This is a genomic window from Dolichospermum sp. LEGE 00240, from assembly GCF_015207875.1.
Lineage (GTDB): Bacteria > Cyanobacteriota > Cyanobacteriia > Cyanobacteriales > Nostocaceae > Dolichospermum > Dolichospermum gracile.
This window is the reverse complement of record NZ_JADEVZ010000011.1, coordinates 44,438-66,554: the sequence shown is the minus strand read 5'-3', so window position 1 is coordinate 66,554 and position 22,117 is coordinate 44,438. Positions and strand designations below refer to the sequence as shown.

Here is a 22,117-nt window from a genome sequence, read left to right as displayed (position 1 = left end):
AGGTTTGCACGCTTTGATTACCAGATATTTGGCAAAACACTAATTACTGACACTGGATAATCCTCAAGCTTATCCACCGTACTAGAAATTTGACACTCTCCGCGTCTAAAGACGCGGAGATTACATAGAGAGTTTCAGTCTATATCCCTCAGTTATCCCAGTTTCAGGCAGGGTTCCTTAAATATTTGGGTTCTTGCCCTGATTTCCTTGGCCCTCGCGGGCGAAATCATATCTGACAAGCGTAACTTTCCGAGAGTCCCTCGGTAGCTTTTTATGTCTTTAGTGACAATTTGATTGTATCACGAATGATGAAAATTTGAAATAATTTCAAATTTTCAAATTAACGTCAATGCAGGATAAAGGAAAGCCTCTAGCCTTCATCCCTTGTCTAAAGCCCAAATGTGGCTGACTCAGGAAGCCACATTTTCAAGGGTTTTCGGCGTTCTTCCTGATAAATGAATATAGACACAATTTTACGTTGAACTCTTAGAGTATAACGGGATAATTGGGAAATTGACACCTCCCCGTATCTTTAGACAGACCGGGGATTCTTGGGTCAACGGACCTATAACTTCTTTTAAATTCTCCTGATAGCGCGGCGTGGCCTTAGCCATACTTCTAGCTCTCACAGATGACTTTTTCAGCAACCCCTATTTAGGATTGCTATATACAGTGATTGAACTTTAAGATAAATTAGAGAACTGATCAAAGGATAGACAATGCGTGTTTTTGTACTAATGTTCAATGCTGGCACTGATAATGAGGGGATTCACAGCATTCGGATTAGCAATGCTCAAGGGGTGGAGGGGAATAAAATCCTCATGTTTGAGTCGGAGGATGATGCCACCCGCTTTGCTTTAATGTTAGAAGCGCAGGACTTTGCTGTCCCGACAGTGGAAATGATGAATGCTGATGATATTAAGGAATTTTGCGAAAGCACTGGCTATATCTGGGAAATTGTGGCGGAAAATAGTGAATTAGTATTGCCACCGGAAACGAATGTTGAACAAACTGATTGGCAAGCTGAACCAGAAATAGAGGATACTGATGAGGACTTTTTATCTTACAGTCCATCTGCGCCAGAAGTTGCTAACTCTGATTTAGACAGTATTCGGCGCAAACTGGAAGGTTTATTATAATTAGTCATTGGTCATTGATCATTGGTCATTGGTCATTATGGGTAAATAAAAACTAACAAATAACAAATGACAAATTTTCAGGAACGCGGGCATTTACTCACCGAACAAGTTAATCCTAATAGTATTAATTTAGACCAACTCAACTCCTTGGAACTGGTGGAGTTATTTAATAGCGAAGACCAAAAAGCAGTAGCAGCAGTAGCAGCGGCGAAGATTCAGTTAGCAGCAGCTATTGACTGCACAGCAGAAAGACTACATCAAGGTGGGCGTTTATTTTATGTAGGTGCAGGGACCAGTGGGAGATTAGGAGTATTGGATGCTGCTGAGTGTCCACCTACTTTCTGTACTTCCCCAGAATTGGTACAAGGGATTATTGCTGGTGGTGCGGGAGCATTAGTCCGCAGTTCCGAGGATTTGGAAGATCGGTCTGAAGATGGGGAAAGTGCGATCGCTCAACGACAAATTACCCAATTGGATGTAGTTGTCGGTATTACTGCTGGGGGAACAACTCCTTTCGTTCACGGTGCCATTAATGCAGCGCGTCAACGGGGAGCTAAGACTATTTTTATCGCCTGTGTTCCCACCGAACAAGTTACTATTGAAGCTGATATTGACATTCGGTTGTTGACAGGTCCAGAAGTTTTAGCAGGTTCTACTCGCTTGAAAGCAGGAACAGTGACCAAATTAGTCTTGAATACTCTCTCGACGGGGGTAATGGTGAAACTAGGTAAGGTCTATGGGAATCGCATGGTTGATGTTGCTGTCACTAATCAAAAATTACGCGATCGCGCTTTACGCATCTTACAAGACCTCACCGGTTTAAGTCGAGAAGCGGCTGGTCTTTTACTAGAAAATAGCGGTAAATGGGTTAAATTAGCATTATTAATGCACTGGACTAAGTTAGACCAAGAAGCAGGTAAAAAACTATTAGCAGCCCATCACGGTAATCTTCGACTAGCTGCAAACAGCTACAATCAGAATAGTTAACTACTAAAGTTACCAACAGGGCAAAACAGAATTAAAAATGGGTAATTGATAATTACCTATTGCTTCTTCTACTCTGAAAATAAGCGTTCTTACTGATATAGGATCATAGAGAAAATGAGTATGATATCATAGGACTATTGAGTAAATAAAACAGATGGTTAATTGCATACCGCTAAATCAATCTGGGACTTTTTAATATTTACTACTATTCTAAATATCGAGTCATGTTACATAATCACAAAAGCTAAATTACATTTGTGTGGAATCCTCCAAGACCTTCACCAAACGTCTGAAACCCTATTGATATCGTAACGATTTTATTGGGTTGCATATCTATATTTAGAAAGTTGGCACAGGTATTAATCCTCCCAATTAAATTGTCAAAGGCTTGTAAAAGAAGCCAAGCATGGATTTTTATAAATACTTAATCAATAAATTTTCAGGGAAAGCATGATGACCAAGCCAGAAGCAACAGAAGCGCAAAACCTATTCCATGAATTTAAAAAGTGTACTCAAGTCCAATACAACGGACAACTAAATATCAGGAGTTCTCAAGGGCGACAATGGACTTTCTATTATCGTTTGGGCAGAATAGTATGGGCTACAGGTAGTGATCATCCCTTCAGGCGTTGGCGCAGAAACATGGCTCAATATTGTCCTGATATTGATATCACGAAAATCCGCTGTCGTTATGAAGATATAGCCATTGACTATTGGGATTATAATCTCATAGACATTTTATACAAAAGACAAAAAATCCAGAGAGAAAAAATTCATGCCATTGTTGAAAACACTATAGCCGAATTATTTTTTGATCTAGCTCGAGAACTAGGTTTTGCCGCTGTTACTTGTAGTTACAGTCAGAAAATTATATTAGAAATGCCTATGAGCTTCACGAATGCAGATATGTCCATTAAACAAATGCGAGATGCCTGGTCAATTTGGTCACAAGCTGGATTAGCAAATATTTCTCCTAATTTAGCACCAGTCCTGCGGCGACCAGAACAACTACAGCAAATGGTCAATCCATCTGTATATAAAAATTTTGTGAGTTTAATTAATGGTCAATTCACATTACGGGAGTTAAGCATCAGAATGAAACAAGATGTCATGCCTGTAGCACGTTCCCTACTTCCCTATATCCTTAAAGGCATTATTGAGTTAGTCTCAGTACCTGATTTACCCTTAACAGTTGAATCTAATAGTTCCACTGGTAGACAACCCAGAAATCAATCTCCTCCATTAATAGCCTGTGTAGATGACAGTCCCCAGGTTTGTAACATCTTAGAAGAAATTATGACCCGTCACGGACTGAGATTTCTTAAAATCCAAGACGCTATCCAAGCTTTACCTATTATCATCCAACAAAAGCCAGATTTAATTTTCTTGGATTTGATTATGCCCATAGCCAGTGGCTATGAAATATGTACACAATTACGCAGAATTTCCGCTTTTGCGGAGACACCAGTAATCATATTAACTGGTAATGATGGTTTAATAGATAGAGTTCGGGCGAAAGTTGTCGGCTCTACAGACTTTATTTCTAAACCAATCGTAGCAGATCGGGTTATGAATGTAGTCCGTAAATATTTACGCATCCCCAATTTATCAAACAATAATCATGATCCTAATTTAGAAGCTATTGATGAGAACTTACATGATGGTTAGTAATGTTAACTCTCGATTATTTTGTTGGTTACGACCAGCATTAAATCTTTGTAAGAATGATTTATCATAGCTAAAATTTGTGATTAGGTATGCTAATCTCTGCTAGATATGCAGTTGTGACGGAGGAAAGTGTATACAATTTATTACGTGAGATAAAATAAAACATCAAAAAGTGGTTATTTGATCTGTATAATTGGATATTTGCTGTTTTTGTTAACATTCTGAAAAGAATTCAATAGGTAATTGTCATGAGTACGGTTCTAGTGGTGGAAGATGGCTTAACTGATATGGAAGTTATCAGTAAATACTTACAACAGGCTGGTTATTTCGTTGTTTGTGCGAAGAGTAGTGAAGAAGCACAAGATAAACTAAGTAGGCATAAACCGGATGTAATAGTTTTGGATGTAATTTTGCCTGGTAAAAGCGGCTTTGAAGTTTGTCGGGAGTTAAAAAATAATGCCGAAACTAGTAAGATTCCTGTAGTTTTTTGCTCTACTAAAAGCAGTGATGTAGATAAAATATGGGGGAAGATGTTAGGTGCTGATGCTTATTTAGCTAAACCAGTAGATAAGGAAGAATTAGTCCTGACTTTAAAAAGATTGATTAAATGATGGATTGTGGGTTAGTCACCGAATTTTAGATTTTAGATTTAAAATTTGCAGAGATCTTTACCCCTTCGGTAAAGCAATCTACATTTTTAGGGGCTAAAAAGAATTATTGAGGGTGGGGGGAAATTAATTTTGGAAACCAAACAAAAATTTTTAAGCTTTTCTTTAGGAGTCAGAGATACAGCAGTAATTCCCCTAGAACAAATTACAGAAGTTGTACAAATACCACTGACAGAAATATGTGGTGTTCCCCAAATGCCTAATTGTGTTGTCGGTATTTATAATTGGCGGGGGGAAATGTTGTGGTTGGTTGACTTGGAAGAAATGTTAGGTTATCCACCACTTTTACAAGGGTCAAGTTTTCTCTCTAAAATGATGGCATTAGTGGTAGAACATGAAGGCAAGTATTTGGGAATTTTAATCCGTCAACTCATAGATATTGATTGGTTAGATACCCAGGAAATGAAACAACCATCTGGGGAGGTTTTTTATCCAGAAATGATACCTTTTTTGCAGGGGTATTTCATTAGTGATTCTGAACAAATGATTTTTAATTTGGATGCTTCAGCAATGCTGGAAACTTCTATGTGGACAACACATAGTTAAATAAGGAGTCAGGAGGAAGAAAGAGGAACAAAAAGAAGAAGGAATAAAACTACCAATCACCAATCCCCAGTCCCTAGTTCACTACTACTATAATTATTGAGGTTAATGGCATGACAACTTTATATCAGAACCCAAATGAAGATGCTAGAAACATTTTTAGTACAGCACAGAATGAAGAAAAGAAAAAAGACAATGGGAATGGATTTAATTATGACGCATCTAGTAAAAGTTTAATTGCCCAGGAATTTAAAATCTGGAGACAGCGGTTTCAAGAGATAACTGCTAAAATGCGCCAAGTTGGGGATTTGGAGAAGTTATTATCTGTAACTGTAGCAGAAATTAAAGTTAAGTTAGTATGCGATCGCGTCTTAATTTATCAGTTTCACACTGATGATACTGGAACTGTTTTAGCTGAAGCAAGAAGCACTGGTTGGACACCTGGGATTAATGAAACTCTGGCGGCTATTGTCTTTGGTGTTTATACCAGTGCAGATTATTTAGAACCTGTAATTATTGACGATATTAGTCAAATTCAAGTTACCCCATACCAAAAGCAACTACTGGAAAAATTTCAAGTCAGAGCTAGTTTAAGCTTACCTATTTTTGTTGATGGTAAAGTATGGGGTTTATTGGTAGTTCATAGCTGTAGCACACCTCGACAATGGCAAGAAACAGAAACCACACTTTTATCACAAATTACCACAGAAATTACTTACAGGTTTCAGGGATTTAAATTACAAAAAGAACTCAAACAATCTTCCCTAGCCAAGCAGTCAGCAGCGAAAGTTATTACCAAGATTTTACAACAGCCAGATGTCGAAAAAATCTTTCAAACAACCACTCAAGAAATCCGCCAACTATTGAAATGCGATCGCGTCGGGGTGTATCGTTTTAGTGATGATTGGAGTGGTCAATTTGTTTCCGAAGCTGTGGGAAATAATTGGGTGAAAGTTGTCACCCCTGGTTATAAAATGGTTTGGGAAGACACCCACCTTCAAGAAACCAAAGGTGGTAGATATGCCCAGGGGGAAACCTTTGTCGTTAATGACACCTATAAAATAGGTTTAGCCCAATGTCACATTGATATTTTAGAACAGCTTGAAGCCAAAGCTTATATCATTTCTCCCATCTTCTCCGGGGAAAAATTGTGGGGTTTATTAGCAGCTTATCAAAATACTGGAGCGCGGGAATGGCAAGATTGGGAAGTCAGCTTTTTAAATCAGATTGGTTCACAATTTGGTGTAGCTGTTTCCCAAGGAGAATATCTGGGAAAAGTACAAAGACAAACTGAACAATTAACTCAGATTACCAAACAACAAAAGGCTTTAACTAAGATTATTAACCGAATCCAGCAGTCTTTGAACATGGGAGAAATCTTGAAAATTGCCACCCAGGAACTGCGTCAAGTTTTACAATGTGATCGGGTGGCTGTTTATCAATTTCATCCAGATTTTAGCGGTAAGTTTGTTACAGAATCAGTAAGCAATAGTTGGGGGAAATTAGTAAATACAGACATTAAAGATATTATCGAAGATACTTACCTTCAAGAAACCAAAGGAGCGCGGTTTGCCAAAGGGGAGACCATAGCGGTAAATGATATCTATCAAGCCAATATTACTCCTTGCTATTTAGAATTATTGGAGCAGTTTGAAGCCAAAGCTTATATCAATGTCCCAATTTTCTTTGGTGATCAATTATGGGGTTTGTTGGCGGCTTATCAAAATTCTGCACCTCGTGAATGGCAATCTTCAGAAATTAGCTTTTTATCTCAGGTAAGTTTGCAATTTAGTCTGGCTAAAACCCAGATAGATTATCTACAAACAGTAGAATCTAAATCCGAAGAACTAGCGCAACGGGCTGAACAGGAAAAGGCTATTAATAGGATTGTGAATCGCATTCGTCAATCCTTAGATGTAGAAGAAATATTCAAAACAACTACCCAGGAAGTTCGTCAAGCTTTGCAATGCGATCGCGTTGGAGTCTACCAATTTAACCCTGATTGGGGTGGTAAATTTATCGCCGAATCAGTGGGTAATGGTTGGACAAAAACAGTGACACGTGACTTCCAAATGGTTTGGGAAGATACCCACCTCCAAGAAACTCAAGGTGGTAGATATGCTAAAGGAGAAACCTTCGTTGTTAATGATATCTATCAAGCTGGTCATGCTCAATGTCACCTAGAAATTTTAGAGCAGATTGAAGTGAAAGCCTATATGATCGTACCCATCTTTTTTGAAGAAAAATTATGGGGCTTATTGGCAGCCTATCAAAATTCTGCACCCCGTACATGGCAACCTTCAGAAGCCAACTTTTTAACTCAAATAGGATTGCAATTTAGCTTGGCTAAATCCCAAGTTGATTATTTAGATAGATTACGACAACAATCTGCAAAAATCGCTCAAATAGTTGAACAGGAAAAAACCTTCTCCAAGATTGTTAACCAAATTCGTCAATCTTTAACATCAGGAATTGAAGAAATTCTCAAATCTACTACCCATGATATTCGCCAACTATTGAAATGCGATCGCGCCGCAGTCTATAAATTCACCTCGGACTGGGGTGGTCATTTTGTCGCCGAATCAGTAGCCCCAGGTTGGATCAAACTAGTTACATCCGAACTAAAAACCGCCTTTGATGACCCTTGTTTGCAAGCCATGAACGGTGGTGATTATAAAAAAGGTAACAAATTAATAGTCAGCGACATTTATCAAGCCAGCTTTGATACTTGCTACATTGAAATCCTCGAAGGATTTGAAGCCAAAGCCTATGCGATCGTCCCCATCCTATTTGGCGAAAAACTCTGGGGATTATTGGCAGTTTATCAAAACGACCGTACCCGTCATTGGCAAGAATCCGAAACCAACCTATTAGCGCGGATTGGTGATCAATTAGGATTAGCCTTACAACAAACAGAATTCTTACAACAACTACAAAACCAATCAGCCAAACTCTCAGAAGCAGCCAACAGAGAAAAAGCAGCCAAAGAACTACTCCAACAGCGTTCCATTCAACTGCTAATTGCCCTTAAACCTGCCCTCAAAGGAGATTTGACAGTTCGCGCCCCCATTACCGAAGATGAAATAGGAACAATTGCGGATGCTTATAACGGGACTGTACAAGCACTACAGCAGATCGTTATTCAGGTACAAACAGCTTCTCAACAGGTAGCCCAAACCTCCAGTAATAGTAGTAACTCCCTGGTAGGATTGACTCACCTCGCTGAACAACAATCTGGGGAAATCACTAAGGCTTTAGGTGATTTACAACAGATGCTAAACTCTAGCCAAGCGGTAGTTAACAACGCCCAATTAGTGCAAATAGCTGTTCAAGAAGCCAACAAAACGGTAGATTCTGGCGATACCGCCATGAATGAAACTGTTAATGCTATTCAAGCCATTCGAGAAACCGTAGCTCAAACCAGCAAAAAAATTAAACGTCTGAGTGAATCATCGCAAAAAATCTCCAAAGTGGTAAATTTGATTAGTAGCTTTGCGACTCAAACCAACGTTCTCGCCCTCAATGCAGCGATTGAAGCCACTAGAGCCGGTGAATACGGTAAAGGTTTTGCAGTGGTAGCTGATGAAGTCCGTTCTTTATCCCGTCAGTCAGCAGCCGCAACTATCGAAATTGAAAAATTAGTTCAGGAGATTCAAGCGGAAACTGGGGAAGTTGCTGTAGCAATGGAAACCGGGATTCAGCAAGTTGTCGAAGGAACAAACTTAGTTAATGAAACTCGCCAAAATCTTAATGCCATTGTGTCTGCCACTGCGGAAATTAGTCAACTAATTGAACGCATTACCGAAGCCACCCAAATCCAAATGCAGCAATCTGGTACAGTTACTAAATCTATGAATGATGTGGCAGAAATCGCTAACAAAACCTTTGGAGAATCCCAAGAAATTGCCAATGTCTTCCAAAGCTTAACCGGAATGGCGCAAGATTTATTAGCAACTGCTAGTAAGTTTAAGGTTAAGTAAGTAGGTGACAGGTGACAGGTGACAGGTGACAGGTGACAGGTGACAGGTGACAGGTGACAGGTGACAGGTGACAGGTGACAGGGAATAGGGAATAGGGAATAGGGAATAGGGAATAGGGGAGAAAATTATATTCTTCTTCCTTCTTCTTCCTTCTTCTTCCTTCCTCCTGAACTCCTGAACTCCTGATTTAAAATGATTACTAAAATCTAAAATCAAAAATTATGATTACAGATGCAGCAATTCGTGAACAAGGCTATGCCTGTTTTCTGGGCGAAGCACCGGAATTATTACAAACTATTGAACAAGATTTATATACTTTAGTTGAAAGTTCTGGTACAGCTAAAATACATAATTTAATGCGGGCAACCCATACAATTAAGGGTGGGGCAGCAAATGTTGGACTCGATACCATCATGACAATTGCCCATTCTTTAGAAGATATATTTAAGGCTTTATATAATCCTAATGTTGTCATTGATAGTGAATTACAAACCTTACTTGTTGAAGGGTATGAATGTCTACAATTAGCAGTGACAGCAGAAGTTACTAACAGCAACATCAATGCTGATGAACTTTTGAACCGCGCTACTACAGTATTTGTCCAAATCCAGGAAAAGTTAGGTGATGCTTTTGGCGCAGAACCCCATATTCCGACATCGGAAGAGTTAGGATTTGATATTGTTAAATCTATTTTTGAAATAGGAGTAAAACAACGCCTAGATATTCTGAATCAGGCTCTTACTAATCCGCCAGATAATACTGAATTTTGTGAATTACTCCACTCTCAAAGCGAAGTATTTATTGGCTTGGCAGAATCTTTAAATCTATCAGGATTGGAAAAATTGGCACGCACAATTATGGCGGCTTTAGATGCAAATCCTCAAAAGGTACGAGAAATTGCTAAAACCGCTTTCACTGATTTAAAAGCAGCACAAATAGCTGTTTTAGGGGGCGATCGCACTTCTGGGGGTTCACCATCTTTAGAATTGCAAGCACTAGTAAATACTACAAGTGATGATTTGTTTCCTGTCATCACAACCAGTTCTTTAACAACAGTCCCAAAATCGGAGTCATCTCTGGCATCTATACACCAATCTTTCGCTGATACATTCTTTAATACGACAACAGAATTTTATCAATTTTTAATTACTCTTAGCAATGGAAATAATCAACCTTTAAAACCAGTTCATGCCAAAGTTTATTTGAAAACCATTCGCTATATTTTTGGCTGGTTTAATCACTACAGAGAAATACCAGAATCAGAATTAAATCTATCTTTATTAATTCCTTCATCTACTCAAAAATATCCCGTCAATTATTTAGAACATTGGCTAGAACAATTTTTTTACTGCATCGAAAAATTAGGAGATAGCAAATCTCTATGTCTTCATCGTCGTGGTGTAATTTTAATTATTCTTTTAGCCATTGCTAAATTCCAATATACTGTTGAGCGAAATAACAGTGCTATCCCCATTATCAAGAAATTAAGACAGCAAATCCGTGAATTAGGCAGAGAATATAAAAATTATCCACCAGTCACAGAAGCAGAAAAAAACTGGCTTGATCATCCTAAATTACAAAATTTGCTAGTGATCAAAGAAATAGTTCCTTCCTCATTACTCGAAGAAAATAATAATCTTCTGGAATCAATATGGGGAGGAGAGCCTATTTTAGCTCCTGATCATAACTTATTTGCAACACCAATTATAGAAACAACAGAAGGTTTTCAAGATGATATTTATCTAGAAAGTGTAACATCATCAGCAATTAGTGAAGAGGTAATTACAGACTATGATACAGCAATTAGTCAGCAATTAGAAGAAAAAACGACTGATGCGGTTAATAGAAATTCTCGTCAATCTTCCTTTGTGCGGGTAGATGTGGAAGGACTACAACGCCTTAATTATTTAACAGGTGAATTACTCATATATCAAAAAAGACGGACTTTATATGATGAACAAGTCATAGAATTAATTGATAGATTAAGTCAGCAACTTAACCAACATCAGTTGACTTTATATCAATTACGAGATTTACCATTACAAGGGAATAATGTCTCATCTCATCACACCCATTCCTTGAGTTCAGTAAATTTTGATTCTTTAGAAATGGATGTATATTCAGAGTCTCAGTTAACACTACATTCAGCAATAGAAGAAACTTTGCAAATCCAAGAAACTTCTGAATCCCTAGAATTACTGATGAAACAAGCCGCTCAAATGGGGGAAAAACAACAAACCTTAACCTTAAATATTATAGATAACTTGGTAGAAGCGAGAATGTTACCTTTAGGAACTATCCTGAGTCGCTTTCCGCAAATGGTGCAGAATCTAGCTAATGTTTATGGAAAACAGGTACAATTAAAACTGACTGGTACAGATGTGCTGGTTGATAAAGCGATCGCCGAAAAACTCTATGATCCCCTTTTACAACTGGTACGCAACTCTTTTGATCATGGCGTTGAATCTCCAGAAATTCGCCGAGAAAGAGGTAAATCAGCAGATGGTACTATTGAGATTTTTGCCTACAATCAAGGTAGTCAAACTGTTATTGAAATCCATGATGATGGACAAGGATTAAACTTAGAAAAAGTTCGTAGCAGAGCCATAGAACTTAATCTAATTCCCCATGATCATGACGGAGACTATGTTCATCACCTCACCGAGTCTGAATTAATAGAGATGATGTTTGCTCCGGGATTTTCCACAGCCGGGAAAGTCAGTGAAATTTCTGGACGCGGGATGGGTTTAGATATTGTTCGTACCCAAATACAATTACTTAACGGCTCAATTTCTGTGCAATCATCACCTCAGCAGGGAACAACATTTATTCTTAAAATTCCTTTCTCTATGACTACAGATAAACTCATGTTAGTTCAAGCAGGTGGTGTTATTTACGCTTTACTACAAGATAGTATTGAAAAAATAGTTATTCCCTCTGCTCAAGAAATCAAAGAATTTGAAGGCAAACAGTTTTTATATTGGCGGACAGATGAAGATGAATTGATGGTCAATATCCAAAAACTAGCAGGGTTAATGTACTATAATGGCGCAGTTTTGAGTAGAAATAATCTGCAAAGTCTATCAGATAATTCAGAAGCAGGAATGGTGAAAAATCCCATCATTTTATTGCGTCGCCATCATGGTATGGTAGGCATAGAAGTTGATCAGATTATTGGAGAACAAGAATTAGTAATTAGACCGTTAGGAAATTCTATTACTCCACCAAAATATGTTTATGGTTGCAGTAGTTTGGCTAATGGTAACTTGATCTTAATTATTGATGGTACGTTGCTTATTGATACTAAAGAAATGCAAGCCACATTGGATGTCATGTCTCTACCGATGGCACTTTCCCCAAAAAATCAACAAGCTTTACTAGAGACAGTTGCCACTCATATCCACAAACAGTTAACCACTAATGTATTAGGAAATAGCCAATCACCAAAAGTAATTTTAGTCGTAGATGATGCTATTAGTCTGCGGCAAACTCTCTGTCTCACTTTGCAAAAAGCAGGATATCAAGTATTACAAGCTCAAAACGGCGTAGAGGCTTTAGAACAACTACATCTACATCCAGAAATTGAAGTAATTATCTCTGATTTAGAAATGCCAAGGATGAACGGATTTGAATTATTAAGCCATATCCGTCAAAACCGAGATCTTGCTAGAAAACCAGTTATTGTCCTCACCTCTCGTAGTGCAGAGAAACATCGTCAGTTAGCTTATGAATTGGGGGCAAATTCTTATTTAACTAAGCCTTATTTGGAGCATGAATTTCTCTCTACCCTTGAGAGTTTAGCTAATAGAAACAACAAGGATACAAACCAGGGATTAATAGCAGCAGGTAAATAGGGCAGGAGTCACCGAGTCAGGAGTTCAGGAGTAAAACTAGAGTAGAAACGACAAAATCTAAAGTCTTAAATGCGACTGTGTTTTTGAGGGTGATACTCAGGTTCCTAATTATCAAGAGGCTAACAAAGATGAGTAAGTACATTATTTTCAAAGCTGAGGACGCAAGCGCCCAACAGTGGATAGGACTCCTATTTGACGGCTCTAACTTAATGGTATGGAGAATTTTCTGCAATTTTGTATTTTGAATAAGGATAACAGCTAGTGAAGCTATGGTATATTTGGTGGTGGTGCAGCCGTGAACATGGCTAAAATTAGGTCTACTACTATAAAATTTTAAGCGAATGGCATAAGCCGGAGAATTTGTTTAGACACACTCACTAACTCGATGACAGGCAAAAACGCAAGACAGAATGCATTTCTGCGGTTGGTGTCCACTAAGGTTGAAGTTTTCGAGTCAGCATCTCGCTACTTGTTGCTTCCTGGTAAAGAAATGGTAATTGGACGTGACCCCATCTGCCAAATTGTCTTGGATGCCGTAATATACCGGATGGTATCTCGTCGTCATGCGGTAGTTCGTCCCCTTTCTTTAGCGACCGATAGCGGTTATAGCTGGGTAATTTGTGATTTAAATAGTGCCAATGGCACTTTTTTAAATGGAGAACGATTGAAAGGATGTCAAGAATTACATTTAGGCGATCGCATTTCCCTGGGTGCTGATGGACCACAATTTATTTTTGAGTACGAAGTTGTTGCTCAAAAAACGATGATCAATGTGAGTAAAGCGACAGTGTTATCATCTGTCAATCACCAACATCTGCCATCAAAGCAAGATTCTGTAAGCTTCACACAATTATTTCCTATTATCTCTACTGGTAAGGATCTCACTCGCAAAGCCTACCTGATTCCAGGAATTTTAACAGTAGTTTTCGTGGTATTAATGTTTGCTACCGTAGGTCATCCCCAAGCCAATCAAGTAATTGTGGGATCTTACATCGCTTTTGCCGCTTACTATTTTGTTTATCAATTGTGTGGTAAATCCAAGCCTTGGTGGGTACTCATGGCTGCGGCACTGAGTACAATGTTAATTTTACTGAGTCCTCTCTTAGATTTATTTATCACAGTTTTCCGAGATATCTTACCTGGGACTTTGGATGCGACATCTCCAGATGGGATTACCTTCACCGAATTATTAGTGCGGATGTTTTTCGGTGCAGGGTTAATGGAGGAACTACTGAAAATACTACCAGTATTAGGAGCATATTGGATTGGTAAGTCCTTGCGATCGCCCTGGCGAGAACGGATTGGAGTTTGGGAACCGCTAGATGGTATTCTCTTGGGTACAGCTTCCGCTGTGGGGTTTACTTTACTAGAAACTCTTGGTCAATATGTACCCTTAATTTCCCAAAATTCTGGTCAATCAGTCGGTTTACAGCTACTTATTCCCCGGATTTTAGGTTCTGTGGCCGGACACATGGCTTACAGTGGCTATTTAGGTTATTTTGTTGGTTTGGCTGTGTTAAAACCCCTCAAAGGCAAGCAAATCCTCACGGTGGGTTATTTGAGCGCTTCTGCACTCCACGCTTTATGGAATGCGACGGGTTCTATTAATGCTTTGTTTTTGGTCGTAGTTGGTGTTTTATCTTATGCCTTTTTGATGGCGGCAATTCTCAAAGCACGGGTATTGTCACCCACAAGATCAGAAAACTTTGCTACCCGGTTTCTTGATCCAAAATAGGATATAGTAGGTGACAGGTGACAGGGAATAGGGAATAGGGAATAGGGAACAGGCAAGAGGTAAAAATTAGGGTTAAGAATCAGATTTTGAGAGATGTTGGAGGGCATAATCAGCGATCGCTAAGGTAATTTTTGCTTGTTCTATTTCTGATAAATTTGCCCAATCCCGCTCTTCAAAATCTCTAATTAGTGATGTCAATGTATGTGGTTCACTACTTCGCATTGCGTAAGCAAAAGGACGAGCTAAAACCAACAGATCATCTACTTCCCAACTGGGTAGTAAAGCTTTTACACATGCCACTAATTTCTCACTAGCTGATTGTTCAAGCATAGAAACTTCAGTAGTTTTTTGAGCTATCGCAGTGAGTAAACCACCAGGAATAACTGAAAAAGCGTTCTGCAAAACTTCCTGAAGATAATTAACGATATTTTTACTACTGTTATTTTTAAGAACAGCAACTTGATCCCAAATTGTATCTAAATTTTGATAAAAATTATCGGCACTTGTACTTAGTTCTGCATCTAAAAAATCTTGCAACCCAAACTGTAGTTCTAGGTTATGAAAATAAGCTTCTGAAGATTCATCAGCCAAATTCCAGGGATAAGCAGTATCTTCAGGTTCTAACAGTGCTTCTATAAATTCTAAATCTACATTTGATGGGGCAATATTTAAAATATTTAAATCATTAGTGTGGGGTTTCATTTTTTTCTCACTATTAATTTATAGGTGCTATTGACAGCTACAAACTCAACAATTGAATTTCCGCAAAATACAGCAGGAGTCAAGGAGTCAGGAGTCAGGAGGAAGAAGGAAGGAGGAACAAAACTGGGTTGCTGTCTGGGTTTGAATTTAGATACTGGATCTCATTGTTAATTATCAACTGGTTTTTACTCCTGACTTTTGGGCGCAGGGCCTGCGCCCCTACTGATGGAATCCTCCCGAATAAATTCCCAAATTTCACCTTTAGAACTCCCAAACATTAACTGCATTCCCGATGTTAAAGGTACTTCTTCGCGGAGGATTTGTTGCCAACCATTAGGGCTTAAATACCAGGTTGTCCCATAGGTAGACAAATCCTGTAGGTAATAAGTGGTCATGGATGTATTTTCTTTGAGAGTCTTCCGACATAAAATTTCTGCGTGGTGTCTGGAAATATAAATTTCGGGGATGATAATATCATTCTCTTTTGTGCGACCGATGCGGGTAACTCCAGAACGTAATAACCAAATTTTGCCTCCTGGTGTGAGCGATCGCAAATAAGCTGTATTCATGGGGGTAAATAGGTCAGAAATCGCCGTATTTGGTAGTTCTGTGACTCCTTCATCGACATCTTTAATCAGTTCTCCATCAAAATCAGGATGGAGGTAGAGAACTGGTAATGTCCAAGCTGGTTGATTAAATTTATACAGTGTCAATAGTTCTTGTCTAGCGGTTGCCACTGCTTCATCAATTAATTTACGCGATCGCAAACTGGAAGCAAAAGTTTGAATAAAACTATGACTTTCTACATCAGCAATTTCATCACGCATCCCCAATACCGCCGGCACACCATGACCAATTAACACCTCAGCCAAACTACTAGCCGGGATTGCTTGGTGATTAACTGCTGCTGGTCGCGCTCCCCAACAGGCGTTAAAAACTCCTAATTTTATACCTGTTCGCGTTAAAACCTGAGCTAATTCTATGCCATTAATTTTGAGTTCATTTCCTAAAAATAATGAGCCTCCATCTGGATCTGGTAATCCATGACCAGCATAAAAAAACACATTATAAGCTTTAGTTTCTAACTCCTGAATTAACTCTGCCTTTGTCGGTTGGATCAGGGTTTTTACTGTACAAGGTGCGTATCCAGCGGCAGTTTTGCCCCCAGGATGTTCTTCTAACAATGTCTTTTTCAGTAAAGACGCTTCCTGATCTAGTTGTAATTTATGATTATGTCCTAACACCAGCAGAATATTTACCGCCCGGTCAGTCCGCAATTCTGGCAATGGTTCAACTGCGCTAATGGTACGACTAAATAACACATCTTGGGACAGAGATATGGCGGATTGTCCCACTTCCCGCTGCATAATTTCCCAGGGGAGGGCAATCAGATCAGGATCACGAATTTCTAACCGAAAGCGTAATTGAGTCTTTTGACCCATAGCCATACCCCGACTCCGTTCCCAGCTATTCAGAATCGCCCCATCAAATATCCATCCCCAGAGATTGATGCCTAATGATTGCATCAGACGACTACTATAGGGGCTTGTCCTTTGACCTTCAGCGGGTGGAATTACACTTAATCCCAGGGTATTAACTGATGAAGAAATTGAATGGGAAGAAATATCCAGGGGACTATGACCAGCAAACATTTGTTGCCATTCTTGCCAAACTTGATTAAGTTCAGGGGAGAAAACACAATCACGGAGAACATAGCCACTGGGATATGGTGCTTTGACTACCCAAATAGCGAAGTGATCTGTGCTAGTATTTGCTAGGCGGGCGATCGCTATACTCGCCGAAGGCATTGCCAAATTCGTGCTGAACATGGATTTGCTCATTGGTCATTGGTTATTGGTCATTGGTCATTGGGAAAATTTCTACCTGTCACCTGTCACCTGTCACCTGTCACCTGTCACCTGTCACCTGTCACCTGTCACCTGTCACCTGTCACCTGTCACCTGTCACCTGTCACCTGTCACCTGTCACCTGTAACCTGTCACCTGTCACCTGTCACCTGTCACCTGTCACCTGTCACCTGTCACCTGTCACCTATTCACAAATGCTAGGTTGATCTGATTGTAGAATAGAGATATCCTTGGCTAAAGCTTGCAGTTCGGAAAATTCAAGTTTGACTATTTTAATTTTAGGAGTTTTTGGTGCTGGATTGGATTTTTCACAGACGCGCAAACTTACATCTGGATTATCCACAGGATTGGGATTAGCTTTTTTATCTATAACTTGAACTTGAAAAAAACTTTCAGCGGGGAAAGGTTGCTTATTTAAAATTATGGGACTCTTCGCTTGAATCACCCAATTAGGAGAGAGATTTTCTAAAGTTCTTGGTCTAGTCGAAGGTGGCGCTTGACTAGAAAATGGAGACGGAGAAGAAATTATTGTTGTTGGTGACTTAATTTGGAGTTTAAACCAATATCCTAATAACCCAGCTAATAACGTTAATCCCAAAATAATAAACAACTGTAGTGGTAATTGGGAGAGTCTAGCAGTCTTGCCTTCAGAACTAACTTGAGTTTTCGGATTATTAATAAAACTCTGCCCATTGGCTGTATCATCACCGGCTGAGTATAATTCTGTGTCAGGTAAAAGATGAGAAATATCCGCTGTAATTATCGTCTCTGGTTCAGAGTATTCAACATGATAATGTACTAAGGCAATAGTGGCATTATCATGTCCATTTTTAGTATTGGCAATTTCTATTAATCTTTGGGCAACATCTTCTATACTTGTTTTTCCAGAGAGAAGAGGTAAGATTTCAGTTTCCCAAGATTCTTCCACTCTATCAAAATCACTCAGACCATCGGAAGTGAGTAAAAAAACAGCATCTTCATCAACAATAAAGCGTTGAGATGTGGGGTGTAGCGAGGTACTTTTACTCATTCCTAATGCCTGAACCAATGAGCCAGAACCACTGTGTTTTAAAGCTTCCCTGTAAAGAGCATAGCCTAAACGGACTTCACGGGAGGCGACATCATCATCTAAGGTAACTTGATGACAACCATGACGAGTAATCCAATAGGCACGACTATCACCGACATGGGCAATATACATTTCATGGGCAACAGGTAAAGCCATGACAATAGTTGTTCCCATCCGTTGTCGCCCTTGACGATGTTCGTTATCATTACGCTGGCTGATTTTGTCATTAGCTGTGGCTACTGCCCGTTCTAAGTCCGAAAGTAGTAAGGAGGCATCTATGTTGTCGGCGGGAAATGAAGTCAGTTCTTTGATTTGTTTATAAATAGTTTCAATTGCGAGGTTGGAAGCCACGTTACCGCCTTCATGTCCACCAATACCATCACAAACAATAGCTAGGGTGTTCTCCTGGGGTGGTTTAGTGATTAAAGTGTCTCCGGCAGGGTAACAAGCATCTTCGTTACGGGGTCGGCTCGGTCCTGGGTCTGTTTTAGTATAGATTTTAATTGTGGTTGTTTGAGATTTTGCTAATTGGCTCAATCCCTGATCTAAAATTTTAATTAATTGACTCGATGAGTTAATTTCTCCTTTAATTAACCAATCACATACTTGTTGCACAAATGGGGCAATATTTGGTTTAGTAGTTGGGAGCAGTTGTTGCCAAAATTCTCCTAATTGGGTTAATGTCGGCGAGTTTTTGCCATCAAATCGCAATTCTAATAAGCGAATTATTACTCCTTCTACTCTTAATATAGAACTATCTAGGAGGCTAGATGCTACTCCTTCAAGGGCTAGGGGTTGCCACAAATTAGCTAGTTGCCATAGCCAATGAATTTGACGCATTGATGAGGCTTGACTCCAAGAATCGTTCAAGCTTATACATAGATTGACTTGAGTAATGCCTGCATCAACTATTAATGGTGGGTTTTCTAATAGTAGTATTTCTGTTTTGGTCTGCCCATCACTTAAATTGAGGACTCCATAAACTTGTGGGGTGTGGAGACGATAGGTGATTAGTTTGAGGTAGGGTCTAATTTTTCCTAAATCATCTAATTCAGGTATTTCGGGCAATAAACCAGGTTTGATATCTAAAAGTATGGATTTATCAATGACTAAATAGCGAGCGCCCGCATCGCTTAAAACAGACCCAGGTTGACAATGGCTAAAATCACTGCCCACAGCCCAAAGATAACGCTTTGGCAGGGGAGTGGAACACTGCTGGCAAAATTTGTGGGTGAGGGGATTAGCAGATTGACAATATTCATTTGGGCAGCAGAGCGTTACCGCATCATTTTCCATAGTTTTCCCACCGATTCTGCAATTAGCATTTTCTCAACAGTATTTGGTAGCTATAGTTACTACCGCGCATATTTTTAGCAATCCACAGATTCATCATAACTTTTATTGTTATGGGAATATGTAGCGATCGCAGAACTAATTCTCAATTTGTCACTAAAACTTGACATAGCCGGCGAATTAGCTTCGCCAGGACTAAGTATGTACTATTCTATTGGTTGTTACTGGTTGCTACTTGGGGTAGTCCCATACTGTAGTTAGTAACCCGACTGGAGAGATTATAGCTAATTTCACCTTTTTGGAGGAGCGATCGCAGATAATGCTCCAAATCTGAACCAATCCGGCGTAGGTTATAATCTGTCAGATCCTCGCCACTAGATGCTTCTACCAGTTGATCAAACTGGCGATAAACTTTTTGCAAAGCATCTTCATTCCAGTTGAACTCGTTGTCTGGATCAATATCTAGTGTCAAGACTTGATTACTCGGAATCAGGTTATCTTTGTCCATTTCAGCCGCAAAAATGCGAACATGGCGGGTTGTGGACTTAAGCAGCATCAGGTTATCCATAAATTTGGGTGTAAGAATTTAGCTGAATTACACTGCAATCATTTTAACTGCTATGTTTGAGCTTACAGCAGAAATGAATAAGAAAGTCACTCTCATTAGGAGTTCGGTGTTTGGAGTTCGGGAGTTCAGGAGTTTAGGAGTTTAGGAAGAAGGAAGCAGAAATCCGGGTGTTTGGGGGTTGAATTCCACTTTGTATCTCATTTACCTGCCTTCAATTGTAATTTGGCCGTTAGTTTTGTCCCAGGGATGTGATTATTCACAAAAAATTTCCTGATTTTTTTACTGATTTTGATTTTTTCTCATGTAAATATACTCAACTTGTAGTAACTTTAGCGAATTTTCCTACAATTATGAATTGGATTTATCAAAGGAGCGTCTTCGGTACAAATGCTTAAGTATTACCAGACAATAAAAGTAAAAAAAATAATATTTCTTGACGTTTTTAACAAATTGATGTAGAAACCTTTATCAAGGGCTAATCAACTCCTTACAAAAACTTCATGGCATAACATCTCAAAAATCGAATAATAGTTTATGGCTAAGATATGCCATAACTAGTAGAGAAACATCAAAAAATAGTAAAATCTAACTGAAAAAAGACAGGGGGAGTAAAATAGAATGCCAGTTTTACGGATCAGGAGAAATTCTGAATCTGTCAAGACTTTGGATTCACAAAAGTATAAAGAAAGTATAAGGAATTTTTCTGGAGATTTAGTCCCTAATCCGTATAACCACTAAGCAAATAAATCCTCAAAACCATGAATTCCAAAGCATTACCACGTCAAATAAATAATCCCGAAGTAGGTGTTTATGATTGTGAAATTCACCTCAAATTCCGTCTGATAGAGGAAAAGAGTTTGTTAAGTGATCGAGAGCAACTGTTACAAGTATTACTAGAAGCTTTAACAGAAGGATCTGACGATTTTTTAGAAACCTTACAAGCATCAGTTAAAGCTCAGGAGATTTCGGAATTTAAAGCCTCTCCACAAATGCGTCGTCAACTGATGCGGTTACGCAATTTCGCTGATACCATACAATAGTATTCAGTGTTATCCCTCGCCATAACCGATCTAATTTAGGGTTTTCAAGATTGAGTTTTAAAAGTCTGCCTCTACCTATTTTTCCCAACAATAAGTTTGCTTGTAACCATAAAACTACGTCTACAATATTTGCGTCTTTGTACTGGCAAGCTAGGAAAATTAGTAGTCAAATTCGGCAGCAAAGTTATCCAGGTGCATTTTACCATTTTTTTTTACCAAGTAACTCCAATCACTCAGGGATTGGTTCACTTAGCTAGACCATGTTCTAGGGCAAAACGAACTAACTCCGTGCGACTATTAGTCCCAGTTTTACTAAATAAACGGCTGACATACTTCTCGACATTGCGGACGCTTGTTTCTAAGCGACGGGCAATTTCCTTGTTCATTAATCCTTCTGCTACCAAATTTAAAACACTTTGCTCTCTAGGAGTCAAATCTATTTTAAACGGGGCCGGAGATTGGGAGATGGCACTCCTGTGAGTTAATAGTATTCTAATTTGAGCGATTTGATTAGCCAAATCGGCAAGATTTGGGGTATCGCTGTCTTCCCCGATAGTGGGAGTTTGGGCGCTGCGACGCGCTAGTAAGTTTTCAACTATGGCGACTAATTCATCAGGATCGAATGGTTTAGATAAGTACGCATCAACACCTGCATGATAGCCTTGAATGCGATCGCCTGTCATCCCCTTAGCAGTTAGAAAGACCACTGGTAAGGCTTGGAAACGGGGGTCATCTCGCATTTGCTTGAGGAACTGATAGCCATCCACCTGGGGCATCATAATATCAGAAATGACCAAATCAGCGGTGTTCGCTTGCATCCAGTCCCAACCTTCACGGGCATTACTGGCAGTTTGAACCCTAAAACCGCTTTCTTGTAAGTATTCTTTGACGGCTTCCCGCAATCCCGGTTCGTCATCTACCAGTAACAATTGTGCTGACATTGAAAATTCCTATAAGTGTACCTGGATCTAATCTAGCGAAATTTGGTGAGTCTTGACTACCA

14 protein-coding genes are annotated in these 22,117 nt (G+C 39.2%); 9 read left to right on the top strand and 5 right to left on the bottom strand.

Going from position 1 to position 22,117, the window contains the following annotated elements; genetic code table 11:
- Positions 1-719: 719 nt before the first annotated feature.
- The 8 genes from IQ226_RS05780 (at position 720) to IQ226_RS05745 (ending at position 14,574) form a co-directional block, all read left to right on the top strand.
- Positions 720-1,139, top strand: coding sequence for a DUF3110 domain-containing protein (locus IQ226_RS05780; protein ID WP_193893203.1), 420 nt, complete (start codon positions 720-722; stop codon positions 1,137-1,139).
- 66 nt (positions 1,140-1,205) lie between these two features.
- A complete protein-coding gene (gene murQ / locus IQ226_RS05775) occupies positions 1,206-2,126 on the top strand; it encodes an N-acetylmuramic acid 6-phosphate etherase (RefSeq protein ID WP_193893202.1) in 921 nt (306 codons plus the stop codon).
- 453 nt (positions 2,127-2,579) lie between these two features.
- A complete protein-coding gene (locus IQ226_RS05770) occupies positions 2,580-3,794 on the top strand; it encodes a response regulator (protein ID WP_193893250.1) in 1,215 nt (404 codons plus the stop codon).
- 248 nt (positions 3,795-4,042) lie between these two features.
- A complete protein-coding gene (locus IQ226_RS05765) occupies positions 4,043-4,405 on the top strand; it encodes a response regulator transcription factor (RefSeq protein WP_193893201.1) in 363 nt (120 codons plus the stop codon).
- Between the two features lie 129 nt (positions 4,406-4,534).
- The gene (locus IQ226_RS05760) at positions 4,535-5,008 is read left to right on the top strand and encodes a chemotaxis protein CheW (protein WP_193893199.1); all 474 of its coding nucleotides are present in this window, start codon (positions 4,535-4,537) and stop codon (positions 5,006-5,008) included.
- A 110-nt stretch (positions 5,009-5,118) separates the two neighbouring features.
- Complete coding sequence (locus tag IQ226_RS05755) at positions 5,119-8,985, top strand: GAF domain-containing protein (RefSeq protein WP_193893196.1); 3,867 nt, start codon at positions 5,119-5,121, stop codon at positions 8,983-8,985.
- Positions 8,986-9,206: 221 nt separating this feature from the next.
- Entirely contained in the window at positions 9,207-12,839 is a 3,633-nt protein-coding gene (locus IQ226_RS05750; protein ID WP_193893193.1) for a hybrid sensor histidine kinase/response regulator, read from the top strand.
- Positions 12,840-13,224: 385 nt separating this feature from the next.
- Complete coding sequence (locus tag IQ226_RS05745) at positions 13,225-14,574, top strand: PrsW family glutamic-type intramembrane protease (RefSeq protein ID WP_193893189.1); 1,350 nt, start codon at positions 13,225-13,227, stop codon at positions 14,572-14,574.
- A 72-nt stretch (positions 14,575-14,646) separates the two neighbouring features.
- Here IQ226_RS05745 and IQ226_RS05740 read toward each other — a convergent pair whose 3' ends face one another.
- The 4 genes from IQ226_RS05740 to IQ226_RS05725 all read right to left on the bottom strand — a co-directional run bounded on the left by IQ226_RS05740 (position 14,647) and on the right by IQ226_RS05725 (position 20,074).
- Positions 14,647-15,276, bottom strand: a complete 630-nt coding sequence (locus IQ226_RS05740; RefSeq protein WP_193893186.1) for a hypothetical protein — start codon at positions 15,274-15,276, stop codon at positions 14,647-14,649.
- Between the two features lie 185 nt (positions 15,277-15,461).
- Positions 15,462-17,084 (bottom strand): CHAT domain-containing protein, encoded by a 1,623-nt coding sequence (locus IQ226_RS05735; protein WP_193893247.1) that lies wholly within the window; start codon positions 17,082-17,084, stop codon positions 15,462-15,464.
- A 244-nt stretch (positions 17,085-17,328) separates the two neighbouring features.
- The gene (locus tag IQ226_RS05730) at positions 17,329-19,509 is read right to left on the bottom strand and encodes a PP2C family serine/threonine-protein phosphatase (protein ID WP_193893183.1); all 2,181 of its coding nucleotides are present in this window, start codon (positions 19,507-19,509) and stop codon (positions 17,329-17,331) included.
- 208 nt (positions 19,510-19,717) lie between these two features.
- A complete protein-coding gene (locus tag IQ226_RS05725) occupies positions 19,718-20,074 on the bottom strand; it encodes an NAD(P)H-quinone oxidoreductase subunit M (RefSeq protein WP_193893180.1) in 357 nt (118 codons plus the stop codon).
- Positions 20,075-20,832: 758 nt separating this feature from the next.
- On the opposite strand from IQ226_RS05725, the gene IQ226_RS05720 reads away from it, so the two are divergent.
- Complete coding sequence (locus tag IQ226_RS05720) at positions 20,833-21,114, top strand: Npun_R1517 family heterocyst differentiation transcriptional regulator (RefSeq protein WP_168642908.1); 282 nt, start codon at positions 20,833-20,835, stop codon at positions 21,112-21,114.
- A gap of 245 nt (positions 21,115-21,359) precedes the next feature.
- Here the strand turns inward: IQ226_RS05720 and IQ226_RS05715 are convergent, their stop codons facing one another.
- Entirely contained in the window at positions 21,360-22,055 is a 696-nt protein-coding gene (locus IQ226_RS05715) for a response regulator transcription factor (RefSeq protein WP_193893177.1), read from the bottom strand.
- Positions 22,056-22,117: the final 62 nt, after the last annotated feature.